The organism is Dictyobacter alpinus, assembly GCF_003967575.1.
Classification (GTDB): Bacteria; Chloroflexota; Ktedonobacteria; order Ktedonobacterales; family Ktedonobacteraceae; genus Dictyobacter; species Dictyobacter alpinus.
On record NZ_BIFT01000002.1, the window covers coordinates 2618684 to 2640939 of the forward strand.

At 48.3% G+C, this 22256-nt stretch carries 15 protein-coding genes; 4 read left to right on the forward strand and 11 right to left on the reverse strand.

Annotated features, from left to right (window positions below):
• Window positions 1-40: 40 nt before the first annotated feature.
• Complete coding sequence (locus EL633_RS32970) at window positions 41-970, reverse strand: tetratricopeptide repeat protein (protein WP_126631452.1); 930 nt, start codon at window positions 968-970, stop codon at window positions 41-43.
• A gap of 11 nt (window positions 971-981) precedes the next feature.
• A complete protein-coding gene (locus EL633_RS32975) occupies window positions 982-2313 on the reverse strand; it encodes an AAA family ATPase (RefSeq protein ID WP_126631453.1) in 1332 nt (443 codons plus the stop codon).
• A 757-nt stretch (window positions 2314-3070) separates the two neighbouring features.
• Here EL633_RS32975 and EL633_RS32980 point away from each other — a divergent pair.
• Window positions 3071-3628: a hypothetical protein gene (locus EL633_RS32980; protein WP_126631454.1), complete on the forward strand. Its 558-nt coding sequence runs from the start codon at window positions 3071-3073 to the stop codon at window positions 3626-3628.
• A gap of 33 nt (window positions 3629-3661) precedes the next feature.
• On the opposite strand, the gene EL633_RS32985 is transcribed toward EL633_RS32980, so the two are convergent.
• On the reverse strand, window positions 3662-4858 hold the full coding sequence (locus EL633_RS32985) for a cytochrome P450 (protein ID WP_126631455.1): 1197 nt from the start codon (window positions 4856-4858) through the stop codon (window positions 3662-3664).
• A gap of 315 nt (window positions 4859-5173) precedes the next feature.
• Here EL633_RS32985 and EL633_RS32990 point away from each other — a divergent pair, with 315 nt between their 5' ends.
• The gene (locus tag EL633_RS32990) at window positions 5174-6367 is read left to right on the forward strand and encodes a DUF8808 domain-containing protein (RefSeq protein WP_126631456.1); all 1194 of its coding nucleotides are present in this window, start codon (window positions 5174-5176) and stop codon (window positions 6365-6367) included.
• A 15-nt stretch (window positions 6368-6382) separates the two neighbouring features.
• Here EL633_RS32990 and EL633_RS32995 read toward each other — a convergent pair whose 3' ends face one another.
• From EL633_RS32995 to EL633_RS33025, 7 genes are all read right to left on the reverse strand, one after another.
• Window positions 6383-7213, reverse strand: coding sequence for an ABC transporter permease (locus EL633_RS32995; RefSeq protein WP_126631457.1), 831 nt, complete (start codon window positions 7211-7213; stop codon window positions 6383-6385).
• 31 nt (window positions 7214-7244) lie between these two features.
• On the reverse strand, window positions 7245-8231 hold the full coding sequence (locus EL633_RS33000) for an ABC transporter ATP-binding protein (protein WP_218027630.1): 987 nt from the start codon (window positions 8229-8231) through the stop codon (window positions 7245-7247).
• A 77-nt stretch (window positions 8232-8308) separates the two neighbouring features.
• A complete protein-coding gene (locus tag EL633_RS33005; protein WP_126631458.1) occupies window positions 8309-10087 on the reverse strand; it encodes a CocE/NonD family hydrolase in 1779 nt (592 codons plus the stop codon).
• A gap of 205 nt (window positions 10088-10292) precedes the next feature.
• Window positions 10293-13544, reverse strand: a complete 3252-nt coding sequence (locus tag EL633_RS33010; protein WP_126631459.1) for a winged helix-turn-helix domain-containing protein — start codon at window positions 13542-13544, stop codon at window positions 10293-10295.
• 133 nt (window positions 13545-13677) lie between these two features.
• On the reverse strand, window positions 13678-14142 hold the full coding sequence (locus EL633_RS33015; protein WP_218027631.1) for an MGMT family protein: 465 nt from the start codon (window positions 14140-14142) through the stop codon (window positions 13678-13680).
• A 104-nt stretch (window positions 14143-14246) separates the two neighbouring features.
• Entirely contained in the window at window positions 14247-14822 is a 576-nt protein-coding gene (locus EL633_RS33020) for a 3'-5' exonuclease (RefSeq protein ID WP_126631460.1), read from the reverse strand.
• A gap of 123 nt (window positions 14823-14945) precedes the next feature.
• Window positions 14946-17036, reverse strand: a complete 2091-nt coding sequence (locus tag EL633_RS33025; RefSeq protein WP_126631461.1) for a baseplate J/gp47 family protein — start codon at window positions 17034-17036, stop codon at window positions 14946-14948.
• A 445-nt stretch (window positions 17037-17481) separates the two neighbouring features.
• Between EL633_RS33025 and EL633_RS33030 the strand changes: the two genes are divergently transcribed.
• On the forward strand, window positions 17482-18423 hold the full coding sequence (locus EL633_RS33030) for an alpha/beta hydrolase (RefSeq protein ID WP_126631462.1): 942 nt from the start codon (window positions 17482-17484) through the stop codon (window positions 18421-18423).
• Between the two features lie 165 nt (window positions 18424-18588).
• Here the strand turns inward: EL633_RS33030 and EL633_RS33035 are convergent, their stop codons facing one another.
• Entirely contained in the window at window positions 18589-21042 is a 2454-nt protein-coding gene (locus EL633_RS33035; protein ID WP_126631463.1) for an MMPL family transporter, read from the reverse strand.
• 369 nt (window positions 21043-21411) lie between these two features.
• Here EL633_RS33035 and EL633_RS33040 point away from each other — a divergent pair, with 369 nt between their 5' ends.
• Window positions 21412-22206 (forward strand): tryptophan 2,3-dioxygenase, encoded by a 795-nt coding sequence (locus tag EL633_RS33040; RefSeq protein ID WP_126631464.1) that lies wholly within the window; start codon window positions 21412-21414, stop codon window positions 22204-22206.
• Window positions 22207-22256 lie beyond the last annotated feature (50 nt).

The window sequence follows — 22256 nt, forward strand, 5'->3', positions numbered from 1 at the left end:
TTTCCTATGATTCACATCTTCTATGATGGGGTATATGTGTCTATTTAATCATACCTCTTTTAATCAAGAAATTAAAAATCGGATTCACCGTCAGGACGTACAAGAAGAACAACAAATACAGGAAGACTACGACAAAAACTATTGGATGCAAAGTGGGATTATCGATCGTCGCGTTCCAGGCTACTCTTGCTACGATGCTTGCTATAAATATCAGAGAGACACCGGCTCCCAACTTACGACGCAGGGAGGCATATTGCCAGAAGAGCCAGTAGAAGCGATTTTTAGCTTTGAGCGCTTTAAAGAAATTATTTCTCGTGACAGCATCGGCTGGATTGCGCATCAGTGCGATGCGGAAGTGCTCAAAAGCAGCTTTCGGATCATGTTTGTTATTGAGCAGAAACGCTCCATAACTGGTATGTAAAGAAACACTCTCTGGATCCAGACTGAGTCCCTGCAGATAAGCATCTTCGGCCTGTTGCAAATTATTTTCAGCTATATAGATTCGTGCCAGTACTTTATAGAAACGCGGCGCCGTAGGCTCTATTTCGATAGCCTTCAGACAATGTTCCTTCGCTTTAACTGTATCCTTGCGGATCAGCAAAAGAAAATCGCTGTAATTATAATGCGCGTTACTATATTCAGGCTTGAGTTCAATTGCCCGGCGGAAAGCCTGTTCTGCCTGATCATAATCCTTTTGGTATTGGCAGATCATTCCGTAACAATCATGGGCGCCAGGAAACTCTGGATCTTGTGCGAGGGCTGCTAGCGTGGCTTCTCTGGCCGCAGGAACATTATTCTGTATTAGATAGACACGCCCAATCGCTTGTAGTGCGACGCTATTGCCAGGATGTGTTTCCAGTGCACGATGCAAAATTTCCAGGGCCAGTGGATATTTTCTTACACTGATCGCATACTCAGCTTTACTCATTTCATCCTTAATGGCAGCCAGATCAATAAAGCGGTTTCCCATGTGATATGTCCTTACTTCTTCTTTAAATAGTCGAGAATGTCATCATAAGCATTGGCCACATTGCTATAGGTTGCATAATTTTTAGCAATAGAGAGCCATTCTAATGTGGATGGTTTGATCTTTTTTAATGCATTGAGTAGATCTTCAGTACGGATTGGACGCATCTTGCCGGATTTCATAACCTGGGCAATCACGGTATCCGCGGCTGCGGTACAGACTGCCTGGATATCGGCACCAGAAAACTTCTCCATCAGTTTTGCAATGCGGGTATAATCAATGTTTTCAATTGGCTTGCCTTGTAGATGAAGTTGTAAGATCTGGATTCTACCTGCTAGATCAGGGGGTGGAACAAAGAGAACTCGATCAAATCTACCCGGCCGGCGTAGCGAGGCATCTACAAACCATGGACTATTTGTAGCGCCTAACACCAGTATCTGGCTATTGTCGGAATCAATTCCATCGAGTTCAGTCAATAATTGGTTGGTTAGCATACGACCGTGATGTAGGTGCATTTGTTGACGACTACCGCCTAGAGCATCTAATTCATCAATAAAAATAATCGCAGGTTTTTTTCGGCGTGCTAACTCAAATATATTATGGAGATTCTTTTCGCTATTGCCAATATACATATCCAGTACATCGTGGATTGAGATAATAATAAAATGGGCCTGACACTCTCCAGCTGTGGCACGTGCCAGAAAGGTCTTGCCACATCCCGGGGGGCCATATAGCAGTAGTCCACCGCCAACTTTGCGGCCAAAGGATTGAAAGAGCTCTGGTTGCTGAAAAGGGTAGATGATATTCATCTTGATCTGCTCTTTTAGGACATCCATTCCACCAACATCCTTAAACGCCACTCCTGGCCGCTCGACCAGATCATTGTCTACATAATCGTCCACTTCATGAGTACCGCCAAGTGTTACAGTGGCCAGTAACTGAGCACCATTGGACAGGAGTATGCGCTGATAATCAACATCAGCGAGCTCGCTATCTTGCTTGATGGCTTGCTCATAATATTGGCCGGCTTGCTGATAATCACCCAGCTCATAGCAAACCTTTGAGAGGAGCAAGATAGTCTCGGCGTTGATTGCATGGGTTATTGCCTCAAGAAGGACTTTTTTTGCCTCGGCGAAGTTCTGAGTCCGATAATATGCCATCCCTAATTGGACCAGACATTCAGGATCTTCGGTCTGCCGATAAATTTCCTGCCACTGTGTTTCCGCTTCCTGATAACGTTGTGCCTGCATTAATAATTCAGCCACATGCCGCCGTAAACGTATGGTGGGACTAAACTTGAGCGCTTCAAGTAAAGCTGAAATTGCTTTATTTAGATCTTCAGACATAATAGCTATTCACCATCATCAGATAAAAGAACAATAGCCAGTGTATAAATATATAAACACAAATATAGCATGCTTCATGTTATTATTCAAGTAGCAGAAAAACGGAGGCATGTTAGCCTGAGTAAAATATGATTAACGCTATGTATAGAGTTTATTTTGATAGCTTGTACCTGCGGTGCCCATTTGTTTTTAAGTGGAAAATTGTGTATGGAGTTAATTAAGAAGATGATATTTGAAAAGGTAGTATTAGAAACTTGTGTGTAGCATTAATTAAAAAAATTTAGTGTCGGTCAAGCTTGCTTTGTCTATTTTATTTGTATCTATTGCGTATTTATATATGAATAGCCATGTATGATTATTTACTGAAATTATGTGTATAAATCTGGTATTGATCCAGGTCTGTATGGCTGATGCAATCTAATTCCGGGAGAAAATAATGCTACCATCTTATGCCAGGAAATTACGCAGGAATCCACTGATTGAAACGTATCGAGCGCAAAAAATTATGTCTGCTGTAGTTATGTGGATGTACGCCTTCATCGTTGTTGTTTTTGTGCTTGCATTTATAACCATACCTTTTTCTATGGATAACTTAATAAAGTTCTTAGATACTGGAGGCGCATACATATTTATAGTCTTATTTTTTCCTTTTACATACGTCTCAAATAGATCACTATTATTCTACTGGCGCTGGATTGAACTGCGTCGTATCGCGGCTGGGATGAGAGGGGATTTATGGTATGCTGCCGAGCAACCAGTGGCAAACCCAACTGCCTTGCCATTACCTTTTACCATTAGTCATCCATCAGTGAAGAGAGTTCTCCCACGTCGCTATGGTTTGATACTGCTGCTAGTATTTGTGTATTTTACTGGCTTTTCCTGGACATTCAGCCGTTTTCTCGAGTTCTGGTTGGTTCGCTGGCAGGGCTTCCTGGTAAGTTTTGTGGCGCTTGCCCTTTTCATTGGCATCTTAATTGTTGTAATCAGGAGTATCAGTGCCCGACAGGGAGGGACAAAGATATTTGTCACGGAACAGGGTGTGAGGATAGGCAAAACACTGATTCCCTGGCATGAGGCAGAATTGTTTGCTATCTATGAGATCTATGGACAGAAACGGTCAGGCAGAGCTATTACTTATGAGTTATCCAGTGCTACCGATATTCTGCGCTGGTACGCGGTGCAGCGACTTGAGGATGTACGGCAAGATTCGGCGGAGGCCGTGACTGAATATCATCAGCAGTTGCAGGCGCTTAGTGAAATAATCGTAGCCCGTACTGGTCTGCCGCTCTCGGATCTGCGTGATAAGCAAGCATAAATGTGTCTTTATGCTTGCTTGTTAGTGGCGCGACTAATCTTCTATACGCTCAAAGCTGACGAGCAGGTGGCGGGGGCCGCGCAGGGTGGGGCTTTCACGATATGGTGGTGGATCTTGTACCAGGCGCGGATTTTTCAGGCGGCGAGCCAGGGCAGTCAGGGCAATATCGGCCTCCAATCGGGCCAGTGGCGCGCCGACGCAGTAGTGGATGCCACCCCCAAAGCTAAAATGTTCGATAGCGGGTCGCTCCGGATCAAAGCGATCTGGCTCCTTGAAGTGGGCTGGATCACGGTTGGCGGCGGCGTTCATAAGCATGACAATTGATCCTTGTGGGATCTTGACGCCTTTGATGCTCAGGTCCGTGAGGGCGTTGCGCATAGTGAATTGGACAGGCGGCTCATAGCGCAGGACCTCTTCGATCATGTTAGCGATGATGGCCGGATGACGGCGTAAGCGCTCAAACGCTTCGGGATGGCGCAGGAGGGTCAAGGTACTATTGGTGATCAGGTTGACGGTCGTCTCATGTCCAGCGATCAGCAGGAGCGTGGCAGTGGTCACCAACTCGGTCCGGTTCATACGTTTCTCTATGGTGTTATCATGAATCATCGCCGAGAGGAGCCCTGGCCGTGGCTGCTGTTGGATCGTGTCGATGAGCCGACCCATATAGTTGTTTAAGAGATCTCGCCCTTGCTGAGCCTCCTTGACAGCGTCTTTATCTCTACCCAGGTTGCTGCCTTTAATGATCATGGTGGACCAGATGTGGAATTGCGCCTCATCCTCGCGTGGCACGCCAAGCAGCTCACAGATGGCTGTGACGGGCAACGGATAGGCAAAATTATCCACAATGTCTATCTGGTTCTGCCCACGCTGGGCGTCAAGTAGCCCTTTGACGATCTCCTCTAGCCGTGGACGCAGGCTGCTGATCAGCTCAGGTGTGAACCTGCTGATAACCTGATGACGGAGCCAATCGTGCCGGGGAGGATCCTGGAAGACAAATCCTGGCTCCTCTTGCTCAACCCGAATGGTTGGTTCATTACTTTTGCGCATATCAACGCTCATGCGTGGATCATTGACCAGGCTTTTTACAAGCTCATATGAGCTGACCACATAACGGCCATCAGCTTGCCGTTGAATTGGATTTTCACGCATCTTCGCGTAGATGGGATAAGGATTTGCACGATTAGCATAATCAAGGACCTGATCCAGTAAGTTTGATTGTGAGACGGACATGATCTCCTCCGTGCCTATAGCTTTGATAGCGGTTCAAATCAACTATCATGCGCATGATTGGCTATCTTCAAACTGGACTAAATGGCTTACTCTACAGGAATAATCTATTGAGCAGTACTATTAATCGTCATCATAGGAGAATGAGCGCATAGCAAAAGCGGCATGTCAAGCTCTACATCACGCCAGAATGTATAGGTGTATAGGGACATGTAAGAAATACTATTAAAATCATGCTATACTGAGGTTGCAGGGAATATAGAGTGGAAGGGGTGGGGCATGCTTTCTATTTGTAGATGTTAGTAATGAGATGTGTATATGCAGACGGAAAAGCCTCTAGCATTTCAGTTACCGGGCAGTGTTATCAGTACGATTCTGCGTCATGATACGAAGGTGACGAGTTATAAGATTGCTTTGTTGCGGGCAATAAATGATCTGGTGCTCTCTTTTCCGGATCTCTATACATATCGTCAGGATGTGGTGGTGCCGCTACGCGAGCTGGCGCGTTATTGGGTGGCGTATTATTGGCCTTTTATGGCTGAGCAGCAACCGATCTGGCAGGGGCGACGCTCGCAGCGTGCTCAGGGTATGAATAGTGATGTAGCTTTTCGAGGTGCTCTGACACGCTTACGGCAGGAGTGGGAGCGTTCTAGCCAGCTACCTGCCAGGCCATCCGATGGTTTTTTCATGATCGGTGAGATGAAGCTTACACGCAAGCGGCAGCAGTATTCTCCTGAGTTGTTGCAGCAGTATGAACTGGCAATTAAAGCGATCTGTGCGGTTCTGGATAATCCAATTCGGCATGCAGGTCCTGGTGAATGGAGCATCTTTGCGCGTCCAGCCCGCTATAAGGTGCTGGCCGGTCAGGTGGTTGCTCTTCCTGGCACATGTCCAGAGGATCTATGTGTGGTCATCAAGGCAGATCTCTGGCAGACGTTTCGTGAGATGTCGCTCTGGATTGAGGCGCTGTGCATCCATGAGTGGTGCCTCTTCTCAGAGCGCGTGCAGCCTGATGATGCGGTGGATCGTGGCCACATCTATAGTCTACTGGTGGATCGACCTGATAATCGACGTCCTCTGAGTTGGGAGCGCAATCACATTGACATTCTTCTATTAGAAGGCAAAGAATTTGTCTGCCCCTGGTCTAAAAAAGCGATTCGCTCAGGTGTGAAGTACGACCTGGATCACCTGTTACCACTATCAGTTTATCCGATCAACGAATTGTGGAATCTCGTCCCCGCCGATCCTTCCTTTAATTCTCACAAGAAGCGCGATCGTTTACCATCCACTCAGTATCTAATGGGAGCTCAACCGCATCTGATGCTGGCTTATAGCAATTATCTAACCTCTATGCAATTAGCCAGTGTTATTAAAGAGGATGTCTATGGACGCTTTGCTACAGTGCCTGCTATGGGTAGCGGCCAGGACAACACCTTTGTCCGGGCCACAACGCTGGTCGTGATGAAGTTTCTAGATGATGTGGCCAGTGCTCGTAATCTTGCTCGTTTTTGATTTCTCTTATGTATATTAACGGTTGTGTTCACTGCGTACAAAGAGAATGGTGCCGCTGACAAGGAAGATGATGAACAGGATGGCAGTGATAAGCAGGTTGACCAATGGATTTAGTAGTATGATCTGCTTATACTCGGGGCGTCCGAGGTAGAATATAGCACGGGTGAGGTCAACGACATAGCGCATTGGCATGATTTTCGATAAGATGTCCAGGTACCATGGCATGTTACGTAGTGGTAGAAAGACTCCTGATAGAAAGATCTGTGGGAATAGTATAAAGGGCATGACCATGTTAGCGGTGCGCTGACTGTTGAACAGTGAGATGAGTAGGACTCCAAATGCACCTCCAAACAGGCAAACGATTAGAGAAACGGGGAGAAGCAAGAGCAAGCTTGTTGCTGATATGGGGACCTTAAAGATAAGCAAGCCCATGAGCACCAGGACAAAGCCCTGTACCAGCGCGACCAGTGCTTCACCCAGGATCTTCCCAAAGATGATCGCATAACGTGAGATGGGCGCGATAAACATCTCCTGGCTGAAGTCGCTGGTGCGATCCTCAAGGAGCGAGACCAGACCGAGCATTGAGCTTTGGAAGAGCGACATTGCCAGCAGTCCAGTTATACTGAAGGTCATCAGATTGAATCCTGCCGCCCCTCCAAAGTTGCTTTGCAAGGGGGCTGCCAGGCCGCCGACCATAATAATAGGCAGGATGAATGTAAAGAGCAGGCGCATAGGGTCGCGCAAGAAGCGCGTGACATCGCGTGCAGCAATAGTTACTAGCGCATTCCAGGTAATATTGATGCGCTTTGCGTGAGCAGTTGAATGCTGACTGAGCGTGTTCTGCATAATATGTGTATCTCCATGTGTTTATGTAGCATTAATCTTGTTGAATAATGCGTAAGTAGGCATCTTCCAATGAAAGTGCGCTGGTCTGAACCAGGTTGAGTGGCGTTTGAATCTGTTGTAGAAGCTGATGAACCTGCTCGTTCTCGATGTCCAGTGCGAACTGTGGACCATCTTTAAATGGTTGCCCCAACCGTTGTAGTTCAGCACGCAGCCGATCCCGGTCCTCTGCGTTGATTGTGAGGGTAGATGGAGCCAGGTCAGCCTTGATCTGCTGCGGGGTGCCGGCGCTGATGATACGTCCATGATTCATGATACAGACCTGATCGGCCCCTTCTGCCTCCTCTAGATAATGGGTAGTCAGAAAGACCGTGGTGCCGCTCTCCGCGCGTACCCGGCGTAGATGGTCCCAGAGACTGCGGCGGCTGGCAGGGTCCAGGCCGGTAGTTGGTTCATCCAGAAACAGCACTTCTGGCCGATGGAGCAGGCTGCGCACAATTTCCAATTTGCGCTTCATGCCTCCAGAGAAGGTCTTGACTGGCTTGAAGAGGCTTTCTTCGATTTCGAGTAGCGCTGCCATTTCCTGTACCTGTGTACGGTAAGCACGCGGCATCCAGCGAAAGGCTGGCCGATAGGGATAGAGGCCATACAGGTTAACATGCAGGCGAATATTCTCCTCGGCGGTCAGATTAAGGTCCAGGCTGGGACGCTGGAAGATGATGCCGATCTTGCGCCGGACTAAATGTGCCTGCGTGGCCAGATCATAGCCCGCGATCTGGACCGTGCCAGAGGTCGCGGCCAGAGTTGTGGTCAGGATAGAGATCGCAGTCGTCTTGCCTGCGCCATTGGGTCCCAGTAGCGCAAAGAGCGTACCAGCCGGAACCTCCAATGAAATCTGATCAACGGCGTTTTTCTCCGCCTTTTTATAGCGCTTGACCAGCTTATCTACACGAATAATAGGTGTTGTCACCACTGCCTGCTTGCTAATAATCTCTGGGATGACTAAACTATTTTGTGACACGTTATCGTAATCCTTTCTGCTATCAATGGCGATTTTGCATATGCTTGCTATCTGTTTTTCTCGTAATGCTGAGCGTTTTATTGCTTATCTCGTTCAATCAGTGGTAAGACCAGATAGGATGGATGGCTGCTATTATGATAGATGCGATTAGCAGCAATTTTGAAATCTTCTGCGTGTTCATTAATCAGGTCGCCACCTGTATTGGTATTGCGATCAAAGACCGGGAAATTGCTGCTAGAGACTTCCAGACGTATGCGATGGTCAGCCTTGAAGAGGTTGCAAGTGGCTCCCAAATCTATCTGCAACTGATAGATCTGCTCAGGTTCCATCATGGTTGGTTTGTCGATTGCTTCGCGATAGCGGGCACGTAAAATCCCATCGGTCAGGTGAATCGCCCGACCATCGGGATAAACATCCACCAGTTTGCCAGTAAAGTCAGTATCAGGAACTGATGAAGCTACCGAGAGCACCAGTTCGATAGGACCAGTGACCTCGACTGCTTGCTCCAATATAGGTGTGGTATAACATAGGACATCTGCCCGCTCTTCGAGCTGACTTTGTTCAAATGGCACATCATCGCCTAACAGGTAGATAGAGCCGCCTTTGGATGGTACTGGATGATGTGGATCGTACTGATAGTTGTCCTCTGGCTCATCTCCAGGTTGCTCGCTTGAGAGCAGGCCATCTCCCGCCGAGCTATTGGCATGGCCAGCACTATGCAGGTAGAAACGACGATAATGCGTGTCTGGCAGAGGCCACTCAGCTTCTGTGCGCCATTCGTCCAGCCCCATTACAAACAGCAAGATCGGCGCCTCCTGTTCGTGCTGCGTGTCAATCCCTTTCAACCAGCGATCAAACCAGCGTAGCTGTATTCCTGTCAGGTCGACAGCTTCAGCGCTGGCTGCAGGCCCATAGTTGCGCTCAGGAAATGTGCCGGTAAAGTAGCCATGCGACCAGGGGCCAATCACGATGCGCGTCTGCTGGCGTGCTAGCTCGCTGCCGCCATGGCGCTTCATCGCCTGATAATGAGCCAGATCTTTATTCAAAAAGTAATCGTTCCAGCCAGCAATGATAAGCATGGGAATCTGAATGCGTTCATAGATCTGCTCCGCATCCATTTGATGCCAGTACTGATCATAAGGTGGCCGCCGCAACCAATCCAGATAGTTTGCCGCCTTTTCTTCAGGCAAGGGCACACTGGTGAGTGGGATATGTTGATACCATTGATCCAGATTACGTATGGGGGTTATGATTTCCAGCATCTTTTCCTGGGTGAATTGTCCCTGGCTGATAAGTTGCTCGATATTTCCGGCTAAATCATGGGTGAGCGTCCAGCCCAGCACAATGCTTAATTGAAACGCTCCCTTCTCGTAAGCAGGGAATACATGTGACTCTGGTGCCTGACAGGGAGCGATGGCGCGTAAGGCCTCTGGCTGTTGACTGGCTGCTTGCCACTGTGTCTGTCCCTGATAAGACACACCAAACATGCCAACCTGTCCTGTTGACCAGGGTTGACTGGCTATCCAGGCGATGGTATCGACGCCATCATTGGCCTCATCCCTGAATGGGACAAACTCGCCCTCTGAGGCAAATGTCCCGCGTGTATCCTGTATCACCACTACATAGCCCGCCTGTATCGCTCGCGTGAGATCCAGATCCATCTCTAAAAAGAGATACTTTGCGCGATCCTCGCCGACACGCACATCTTTACTATATGGCACCCGCGTTAATAGTACCGGCCACTGCCCATCTTGTTTGGGACGGTAAACATCGGTAGCCAGACGCACGCCATCACGCATCGGGACCATAATATTATGTTCTTTGCTATAGTCTGCTTGCTGGATATCTGTAGTCATCGGCCTGTCCTTTCGCTTCTATACTCTTTTTTTTATAGGCAATGCAGAAGGAATTGTGCGTGTTGCTTACACTGATTAGCCAGTAGTTTTTGTTTTGTTGCTGTTTATAGTGTAGTGTCAGACAGGATGAGTTTGCATCATCTGCTTGCATGAATGGGAGGGTGATTTTCTGCGCTAGCTGAAAAAGAAGAGGTTCTCATCCACTCTACAGTAAGTTGAGTTCGCGTGCTACCTCACTGGCGGCCTGGCGGTTGTTGACCTGGAGTTTACGATAAATACTCTGAATCTGGGTGCGTATAGTATTAACGGACACAATCAATTCGCGCGCGATCTCTGGATTCGAATGGCCAGCGATCAGGAGGCGTAGCACTTTTTGTTCGCGTTTTGAGAGGGGTTCAAAGATAGTAGAGATGACCGCTGTAACGGTGGTCTTCTGGCGCTGCTGGGCAAAGGAGCGTAGCAGCGACTGCACATAGCTACGCAGTGACTGTTTAGGTAACTCTGGCAAGAGGTCGCGTAGCAGCAGAAATAGTTGATCTCCCTCATCCAGGATGAGTCGTTGATAGCCTGCGGTCTGGGCCTGTTTGAGCGCAGCCAGTAGAACCTCACGTGACTCGCATACCTGTTTGCGTGCGCTATAGGCCTGGGCTAATAATAATCGTATCTGGAGCGTATGGTGTCCTCGTCCAGCTTCGTGGGCGGCTGGAAGGAGAGCATTAAGCAGTTTGAGCGCCGTTTCCGCCTGACCCTGAGCTAAATAGAGACGAGCCTCCAGCAAGGCTTTCTCCTCTTGTAATGCAATCGCTACCGGGCCATTTTCCTGCAATGGCTGGTAGTCATCTGTGAGTGGTGCCTCTACAATTACTGCATCAGCAGGTGCATCCAATAGGGGAATGATAGAGGGAGAGATAGAGCGATTATGTTGATTTGTTAACTCATTTATCCATTCTTCCCCAGTAGCCTGGTCGCCAATAAGTAGGGAGAGGCGCACGATCCAGGAGATTATTTCATGCTGCATGTAGGCATAAAATGGATTGCTCATGGCATCATCTTGTTTGTACCTGAGCCGGGTCGTCAGGTATTGTAAGGCCAACTGTGTCTCTCCACGACTATGTTGTAGCAGGGCTTGCATTAGATCGCTCATAGTTACAAGAAGGTCACGGGGAATTTCAGTAAAAACTTCTGCCAGACGTAATCCTTCCTGTAATTGTTGTGCGGCTTCCTCTAGCATATTCCATTCATAATAGACATAGGTCAGTCCCAGGTGGGCTGCGGCCGCGGCTGACTGCTGGTCTGATCGTTTAGGCTGGCCTATTAGCTTACGGTAATAATTACTGGCCTGCTGTAAATCACCTTGCTCGACGCTGAGCAGACCTAGAAGCACGGTTATGCCATCGCGTGCATCTGTGTTATTGGTGATGGTCCATTGTGTGTATACTTGCTTGAGTGTCTGGTCTGCTTGCTTAAACTGGCCCATCTGCATCGCATCCAGGCCGATAACCATCAAGCACATACTACGCCAGGTTGCATCATCTTCTGGCAACCATTCAAGGGCCTGTGCGGCCAGAGATCGTGCATTTTTGCGCTTTCCTAGCTGGAAACTAAGGAGGGCGCGCATGGCCAGAATTTTGCCTAATCCTACCAGGTTATTGCTGGCGCGCCAACCATTCTCGGCTAGCTGCAAAAACTCTTCAAACCGGGTGGGGGGCGCTTCTGGCTGTGTGTTTTGATCACGACCAAAGATCATGGTGACCGCATAACTAAAGCAGAGCAGCGGAAACTGGCGCAATACCTCTTGTGGTAAGCGTTCAAGCCAGCGTAGCAAGGTATGATGCTCATGTGTATCGATGGAACCCAGTGCCTCAATGTGGCGATCAATCAGCCGTGCGACCTGTTCGCTTTGATCAAGGTGGAAAGCCGCCTCAATCGCCTCTACCAGCAAACCATGTTCTTCAAACCACAAGCTGGCCGCTTGATAGAGCTGTTTAAGCGCCGTTTCACCCAACCGACGCTGAGCCTCATGTTGCATCGCCTCCGCGAAAAGTTCATGGTAGCGATACCACTCGCCTGTGCAGTCCAGGGCCTCTAAAAACAGGTTAGCCTGCTCGATTGTTTCCAGCAATGTGGCGCTATCTGTTCGGTTGGTAACTGCTGCACAAAGGGACGGACTCAGGCGTGTCAATATACTTGTGCGCAACAAAAAATCTTGAAGATCTGCTGTCTGAGCCTGTAATACCTCTCCTATAAAGTAGTTGCGGATCGATGGCTGGCTGCCTCGAAAGCTGGCCAGCGCCTGCTCAATCTGCTCGTCGGTTTGCTTACCCTGTAAGGACAATGAGAGCAGACGTAGTCCGGCTGCCCAACCGTCCAGCTGGCTGTGAAGCCGTTCCAACGTCTCTGCCGAGAGTGGAAATGACAGGGTTCGTTCCAGAAAAGCCACCATTTCAGCATAGGTGAAACGTAGTTCGCTGGTCTGGAGTTCATTGAGTTCGCCATTGGCGCGCAGCCGTACCAGCGCTAAAGGTGGCTCCAGACGCGTTATTAGCAGAATGTGTAGATTTTCAGGGAGATGAGCCAGTAGAAAATTGAAGCTCTCATGAATCCGTGGCTCGGTTAAGACATGATAATCCTCCAGGACCAAAAGACGCTGTTGATCCTGTCGCGCTATTTGATTTAAAAATACCGTCAAAACCGTTTCCAGCGAAATTGGCTGCAAGGACGGTGTGGATATAGAGAGCAATAAGGCGAGTGCATGTTGACTCTGAGGATGAGACCAGGCCTGACAGGCTGCCAGGATATAGCGCCAGAAGCGTATTGGATCATTATCGCCTGTATCGAGGGAGACCCAGGCCGTTTCGGCTATGCTATGTTGCTGATTTAACCAGGACTTTGTCAGGGTGGTTTTGCCAAAACCTGCTGGTGCATTGAGGAGTGTGAGCTTGTAGGCTTGCCAGGCATCCAGTCGCTGGTGGAGCCGTGGACGTTCGATTAACGTGTGTGATAGACGAGGAGGTCGTAACTTGGATTCTAATAATGGCCCTAAGGGTGTTACTAATGGAGGCGGCTCTACAGGTTCATTTGTGTCAATCAATGTTTTAGTCGACGCGCCAGGAGTGGTGGGAACCTTGACCGCCGCTACAAAGCTCTCGGCCACCTTTTCTAAATGCGCCAGCGAGAGATCCCTGGTCCGACCAAGATAGCGTTTCACGGTCCGTTGCTGTAATGAACGATAACCATACCAGTATGATCCGCTTCCCTGGATTACCTCCTTGCGAACCGTACAATTGATCCCCGACCGACTGTGGAAAGCAAATGAGGTCACTCCATCCAGCCAGGTGAACCAGGTAGCCTCGCCCGGTACCATATCATCTGGAGCCGCCTGATCGGCCGCTCCAACTAGCTCATACCGTTTCACCTGTTCTGACCAGAGCAAACGATAAGGCGCACGTCGAGGCATCAAAACTCCTTCAGCCAAAAAAGCTGTGTATTACCTAATGCATCCATTCAGCTAGAATTATAACACATAGTCGATCTTTAGGTAATACACAGTTGATATGCGCATACTCAAATCCTGCTTTGGATTCCTGTATTTATGCGTTTATTTTGAATGGTGAGGCTGGATCGGTATGTAGCAGTGTGAGCAGGCGAGGACTGGGTTCAATCGCTGTGGAACTTGCGTTGGCCAGGATCTGCTGGCGTTCATCTTCGCTCAGGTCGCTATTTGGATCCCAACTGTAACGCTTCAGGTCGACGCGCCCATCCTCAAGGAATGTAACGCCATCCTGCTCTAACAACTGGCGCATACGACCGATCTGGCCAAAGGCTCGACTGCCTGTTAGCTCGCCTTTACTATTGATCACGCGTTGCGCCGGTACTCCCTCAGGGGCTTCATGCATCAGAAAACCAATCATACGTGCGCCCCGTGGATATCCTACTGCCTTGCCCAACCAACCATACGTTGTAACGCGACCCGGCGGACATTCCTGCACAAGAGCAAATACTTGCGCCATCAATGTCGCAATCTGGTGTCTGAAATCTCCTACTATATCTGGCATATATGCTCCTCCACCTTTTATTTACTGTGCTTGTACTATCAGTTATATATCTTTAATATTACTGCATTTCGTCATTGGGATGCAAATATTGGAAACAATTATTGCTATGGGAGCTTACCAGGATTGGTTGGTTCTTTTTGCAGTAGGGCTGCAAAGAGGGCTGCGATATTCCAGGCGTCATCGGCCCCGCTGTGATGGATTCCTTCTAGTGCTATCTGTTGAATTTGCAATGCACGGGCCATACCCACCTCGCGGGTCAGAGCATGTTGTAGCGCAAAAAGTGTCTTGATATTGAGATGTTTGGGACCAAAGGGATACGCGATCTGGCGTTGGCGACACTGTCGTTCAAAATAAAGACGATCGGCGTCGCCATAACTGGCCCAGACACGCTGCTGCGCATAATACTCATCCTGTAGTAGTGTGCATGCTTCAGGAAAGGAGATGCCTCCCTCTACCTGTTTCTGGGTCAGGCCGGTCAATTGCGTACAAAAAGGACTGACGGTGGAATGCTCTGGGCGCACAAGGATGCTGCGCTTGCTATGGCGCTGCCGCGTGGCAACTTCCAGCAGGCAGAGGCCTATCTCGATAATCTCATTTTCCTGACCATCAGGAGGCGGACCCTCCCAGCAGGTCGCTTCTATATCGATGATTAGCACCTGGTCAAGCAGACGTTTTGGCATAGTTTTATTCCATCACGTTTATATCTATAATAAATCCAACATATAACATAAATAGTTTCCATCCTCTATCAAATCAAGATAGAGAATGGAAAGCTAGATAGTTGTTTATCGCGTTAAGTTGGCTTATAAGCCAGTGACTTTACTAATGACTATTTTTATATCGTTGGATGAGGTAGGAACCGTGTTTCCAAGGCCGCCAGTCGTCATCAAGGTTACGTTTTGTATCTCTTTCCGCTCATGCAAGATTTGTAAGGCATCCCGGCTCTTTTTGCCCGCGATCAGACGTTTGATCTCTTCCAAACGATCAGGCGTATATTGATAGGACCAGATGCCTTGTACTCTCATGATGAACATGTTACGTCGGGTCGTCGCTGATTTGCTGATAAGCATGTTTCCTATAACACCATAATCGTTGCCTAGGCGCTTGTTACCCTGGCTTTGGTATATTTTGACCGCTTGGTCATGCAACATCTTGTCTGTATATACCAGGACCTTGCAGGTAACGCTGATTTGCACAGCTACGTTTGCGACTTTATCGCCGACTTTATGATTGGCGAATGTGTTAGGTGAACATTGAATATCCTGAGCTGGCTTCTCACCTTTACCAATGTCTTTCTGGACGCGATCCTTGACTCCTGGTGTTAATTGATTGCTGAGCGTTCTAGTGGCATTATTAATGTCTGCTTGTTGCACATAGGTGTCGTTTAGCGCGTCAGTACCGCCCTTAAAACTTTGAGCGTTAAAGATATAGCCTGTTCCGATCGGTGCCTCGGTTTTATCATCAACGATACGAATAGGACCATTGATATCATTTGGCGGAATGTTGCCAGCCGCCCCCGCCGGCTCTACATGGGCTTTAATGGTTACCGTGCCACCATCTATGAGCTTAACTTTTTCATCGGTTACGATGTTTCTTCCCTGAGCATCTGTTATAGATGAGATGGCCAGGAAATTTCCACTAGGATTTATGGTCGTGAGATGAATTTGCGCCAGTGTGATGATACCTCGCGCCTGGGTTGCGGGTCGCACTACTTTTCCTGTGGCATTGACTGTCTGGGTGCGTTGTGGTGAGGTGAAAACAATCGTCCGGCCTACAACGAACATCAGACCATTTTGTGCATCCGTTACTACGGAGAGTGGATAGCTCTCATCCAACTTCTTTTGGACGGGCGTCACCGTTACCGTCGCACTGGCGGCTGGAACAAATGTATACAGTGCCGTTCTTGATGCTACCAGAATGGCAAGGAGGAGCGCAACGATAATCCCTAGTTGCCACCACTTGATTTTTAGTGGCTTGCGCAGCGGTCGTATGCCCACTAGAAGTGGGATGCTTTGTATGTGTGATAGAAGTGGAACTCGTTGAATGTGTGATAGAAGTGGAACTCGTTGAATGCGTGATAGAAGTGAGACTTGTTGAATGCGTTGATTTTGTGATCGGGACGGTATTGCTTGAGCGCTGAATGTCTCTGGTTGAGCGCTGAATGTCTCTAGTTGAGCGCTGAATGTCTCTGGTTGAGCGCTGAATGTCTCTGGTTGAGCGCTGGATGGCTCTAGTTGAGCGCTGGATGGCTCTGCTCGGGGACTTGATGAGGATATGATTGGTTGAAGGCGTGATGCAGATATGACTGATTTCGGACGGCTATTCAGGTCATTTGGTACAGATACTGGTTTTGGACGTGTATCTGGTTTTGGACGTGTATCTTGCTTTGGGCGCGTATAAGGATCTGCTATAGCCTGTACCGGCTTTGTTCGTGTGTCAAATATTGCTTGCATTGGTCTTGTCTGCGCATTAAACGCTGGTCGCACTGGCCTGGCCCCATGTTTTGTTGTTTGGATCAGGATGCTCATAAGAATCTGGAAACGAGCATGATTGTTCCCCTGTTGACCCTGCGTTACGCGAAGTGCCTGACTGATCATCTTGATATAATCAAGCAAAACCTGTTGTACCTCATCGGTATAGGTTGTGGCGAAATAGGGATGACCACTTGAAATACCAGCTTTTAGGACTGAAATAGTGATGCCGTTGTGTTGGATAATACTAACCGCTTGATTCAAGAATCCATTTTTTTCTTCCTGTGTTTCAATCTTTACGCCAGGTAAAAAAATTAGTAATACGGTCGCTGTTCGTTCAGCCTTCAGAAGTTCACAGAAAGAATCTTGATAAGGAACCGCAAGTACTCTATAAGTACCCACTAACTCGCCTATGAGTGTCATAATAGAAGTTTACTCCTTGGGATGCTTATTTGTTCTTTTCTTTTTATGATTATATAAATACAAGTGGTATAGTGCTCATGGGGCAGAGATATATTTAATATTAAGATACTCTATAATAAGGTAGAATGCAATACTTGTGATGATTTACAATACAACTTAAATGAGAGGTGTATTGGACATTTTTGCCTACGGGCTACTTCTTTTGTGTGTGATCTGGTAGTTACGGTGCTCGCTTATTTAAAGATTGTTGGATTTGATACACAGCTTCGCATCAAGTCCACCAATCTCTGGAAAGATGGGACCGTCACTTTATTTCTTGGTGGAATTGGAAATATGGATTATACTACGACTGCTAGCGTTTTTACGTAGGTGTTGGTTGGCATTTTATAGACGAAAATGATGGATATTTTTATATTTTAATATATAAAAGGAGCGCCTTTTCTTCATGTTAACTTTTGGTATTGTTCTTTTGATTATAGTGTGTGTGATTTTGTTACTGCTGACAATTGCAAGTTTCTATTTTTATCGTGTGGCGATCTATCGTCAACCAAAGACGTTTCTGGTGGATAATCCGGATCTGGCTCAGGGGAGTGCGCCTGATCTACCGGTCCAGGATGTGCCATGGGTGGAGTCGCAGCCTTTTGAGCGGATTGAGATGAAGTCGGGGGATGGGTTGTTGCTGTGTGGTTTTTATTTGCCAGCTCCTAGTCCTACCACTAAAACAGTGATAATTGCCCATGGTTATAGTGGTAGCGCGAAATTGAATATGGGACCATTTGCCCAGATGTATCATGAGGAGTTTGGGTACAATGTCCTGATGCCTGATGCGCGTGGACATGGTGAGAGCGAGGGTAATTATATTGGCTTTGGCTGGCATGAACGATTGGATTATCTGAAATGGATTCATCTATTGATTCAGCGATTGGGCGAGGATTGTGAGATTGCACTGCATGGTGTATCGATGGGTGCGGCCACTGTTGTGATGACTGGTGGTGAGCCCTTACCCCCACAGGTCAAGTGTGTGATCTCTGATTGTGCCTATACCTCCGTCATGGATATCCTGTCTTATCAAGGCAAGCGTATGTATCATCTGCCACCGTTTCCAATTATTTATACGACCAGCCTGGTCTGTAAATTGCGTGCCGGTTACTCTTTTAGTGAAGCATCCAGCCTGAAGCAAATTATGAAAACGAAGTTGCCAGTCTATTTTATTCACGGGGAAGAAGATACCTTTGTGCCGACTGACATGGCTCACCGCCTGTATGCAGCCTGTCCTACCTATAAAGAACTAACCATGGTCCCCCAGGCGGGGCATGGTATCTCATTCAATGTTGATCCAGCTGCCTATGCCAGGTATGTGGAGCAATTCCTGGTCAAGTTTATCTAGGCTGGTAGCCTTCTCTGAATATACCGAATGTGTTAATGATTATAGGATCATAGGTGATTTTATCATTCATGTGATGTCTGAATAAGCGCCCTCATTGCTCTAATGAGGGCGCTTATCGTATGTATCAAATCCTTGCTTTAATTGTTGATGGCGCTACGATTGTGTTTACAGACGACCGGGCCACCAGTTCCATTTGCCGAGCATAAGGACGAGGCCTGGAACGAGGAGACCGCGTACGATAAATGTATCCAGCAGGATACCAACGGCGACGCAGGCTCCGAGCTGGTAGAGGATGTTCAAGGGCAGTGTCATCAGGACACCGAAGGTGCCGGCCAGGATGAGGCCTGCGGATGTAATCACTCCACCTGTGCGTGAGACGGCGTATGGAACTCCTTTTTCGATGCCTTGTCGCTTGGCTTCTTCACGGACACGCGACATCAGGAAGATGGTGTAGTCCGCTCCCAGGGCCACGAGGAATATGAAGGTATAGAGGGGGATGGCGTAGCTAAAGCCGTCCTGGCCCTCGATGTGTTCAAAGAAAAATGCACAGATACCAATGGAGGCCAGGAAGTTCAGGGTCACGGCTGCCAGCAGGTAGATTGGAGCAATCAAGCTGCGTAGCAGGAGCGCCAGGACGATACCAACCAGCAGGATAACCGCCGGCACGACCAGATAGGTGTCATGCTGATTATAGCCCAATGTATCTGAAAGCTGTGATGTTTGTCCTGCCAGATACAGGCTAGCTGTAGGACTATTGCCGCCCTGGAAGTTGTCCTTGAGGGCTTTATTTAAAGCGTCTCGCAGCGGCGTGATATTGTTGATGGCGGTCAACGAATAGGGATCATCTTTCAGCACCACTGATAGCTGGAAGGTGCTGTTATCCTTTGAGACATACTGTGTGCTGGCCGCAAAGGCTCCAATGGATGCGAGCTGTTCAGGGGTATATGTAGGTGGCTGCTGGGCACCAGTCCCGGTAGATGGCTTGCCAGTCTGTCCGCCGACAGGTGGTTTGCCCGTGGTAGGCGGTTGTTGCCCACCAGTAGGAGGCTGGGAAGGTATGTTTGCTTGTTTGCCAGAGCGGATCGCATCTCGCAATGGTGCTGGTAAAGTGGTGATGGTGCTCTGAAGTTTGGCTGGATCGACCAGAGGATCCTTGCCCGTTGGTCGGGTTGGTCCCTGTACCTGGGCGACTCCAGGAGCTTTCTGGGCGGCAACATTGATAGCATCGATTTTTGCCAGTTGCTTGTACGCGTCAGCATCGGTACCAGTGAGTTTTACCAGCACTGTCGTTGGTGCCAGTGTGCCAGCTGGAAAATGCTTTTGCAGGATCGCATAGCCTTTGCTCGAATCAGTGGGCTCGCGGAAGGCGGTCAAAAAGTTAAAGGTCGGCACAGAGCCGATATTGCCAAGAGCCAGAATGATCAAGAATACTGTACTGCCTACCACGGCCACTACGCGATGCCTGGCAGTCCATTTGCCCAGGCTGCCCCAGAAGCCTTTGAGATTGGCCGCTTCTTCTTCATGCAGAGCAGGATTATAGCGAGGTAAGAAGGGCCAGTAAGCGGCGCGACCCAACCAGACGAGCAGGGCGGGAACCAGTGTCAGACCAGCGATCAGCATGACAAAGATCGCAATGACCAGCGCAGGTCCCAGGCTGTAGTAGAGTCCAATATAGGTAAAAAGGAGTGTTAGCAGACCGAGGATGACGGTGCCGGCGCTGGATGTAATGGCTTCACCAACCGCACGCATGGTTGTACGCATCGCCTCATGTTTGTCCTGGGTGATAACCAGTTCCTCACGGAAACGTGAAGCGATAAAGATACAATAGTCCGTCCCAGCGCCGAAAAGGAGTACTGTCATGATCGAGGTGGCCTGCTGGCTGATACCGACGACTCCTGTTTTACCGACAAAACCTAATATGGCGTTGATAATTTGCAGGGCCCAGCCTACACCAATCAGGGGAAGGAATGCCAGGATCGGTGAGCGATACAGCAAGATCAACAACACCAGGACCAGCCCAACGGTGGCCAGGAGCAGCTTGACATCGACCGAGCCAAAGATGCGAACCGTGTCAGTGATGACGCCGGCGGGTCCGGTGACGTATGCCTGGACGTTGGTATTGGCTGTATCTGTCTTGAGACGATTGCTTATTTGCTTGACACTGTCTTGAAATTTGGTGTCCGAGGATGAACCGGTCAGGTTGGCGATCAGTGTCATTGTCTTGCCATCCTGTGAGACCAGCTGGCTAGCGGCTTGAGGGACCGTGAAAATAGAGAGCACTTTATCCACCGAGGCTGGTTTCTGGCTGGATACCAACCAATCACTGACCTTTTTTGCGGTGGCTTTATCGTCCGCGCTCAAACCTTTCTCATCATAAAAAACTATAATTGCAGGCGTGCCCTTACTCCCAGGGAATTTTTCTAGTAGAAGTCGTTGAGCCACCTGAGAATTTGCATCAGATGGTATATTCTGAGTTGATCCATTGTCATAAATATCGGCCAGTTTAGGTGCCGTGAGCACCAGCGCGACCGCGACAATCAACCAGATCGCTATTGTCACAAACTTACCCCGTCTGCCGGTTGCGCTATCGGTGAGCGCATGTAGCCATCGTGTAACCATATCTTCTCCTGAGAAGAGTGACGGCTCCTGGTGAGCCTTCAATTCTCTTCTCCACACACTAAGTCGTTCATTAGGAAAAACAGCAGTATAATTACTTCTATCAATATAAATCAGGACCAAAAAATTATCAAGTGATAAGTAAAATATACATAATTTTTAGTGACCACTTTGTAAGGATGCCAGATGAAGCTGAATCGGGTGCATATTAGAGAAATTTAACTCTGATTACTTCAGCGAAAAGTAATATAGTTATTTATCATATGATAATCAAAATTTAACACAATGGTTGCAGTTAGCGCTATAATCGAAGCATATTATAGCGCACATACAGCTGGATTTTGTATGTGTAGTAGAAAGAACAGGACTACGATGTCTAAAGCTTTGGATTATGCTAGCTACCTGCGGGTGAATGAGTTGTTGCGGCTACAGACGCCCAGAAGTTCAGGACCTCAGGGACCCGAGCATGATGAGTTACTCTTTATTATTATCCATCAGGTTTATGAACTCTGGTTTAAAGAATTATTGCATGAAATTACATATATGCAGCAGCTGCTCCGGCAGAATGAAGCGGCCCGCGCCTCGCATACAACACGCCGCATTCTGGCTATACTGAAGACGGTGGTGGCGCAACTCGATGTCTTAGAGACTTTGACTCCACTGGAATTTAACTCGTTTCGAGGATTTCTAGAGACTGCCAGCGGTTTTCAATCGGCCCAATTTCGGGAGCTTGAGTTTGCACTCGGCTATAAGCGCGCGAATATTCTGGAGCATTGTACCGATGATCCAGAGGCCCGCCAGCGGCTCGATGAGCGCTATCAGCAGCCAACGGTCTGGGACGCCTTTTTGTATTATCTGCATTTGAACGGCTATGATGTGCCACAGGAGCATCTGCAACGGGATGTGACGCAATCCATCCAGCCTTCGGCTGAGATTCAGGCGTTGTTGATTGAGGCGTATCGCCATGATCCAATTGTCAGTAATGTTTGTGAGAATCTGGTCGATATTGATGAGGGTCTGCAGGAATGGCGCTATCGACATGTGAAGATGGTTGAGCGCACCATTGGTATCAAAGCTGGTACGGGTGGTTCGCCTGGTGCATCCTATCTGGCAACCACACTCAAGCCCATCTTCCCGGATCTCTGGGCTATTCGCTCACAGCTTTAGCATTGACGCGGGACATATGTCTTTGTATCTATCTCATAGAAAGAATACAA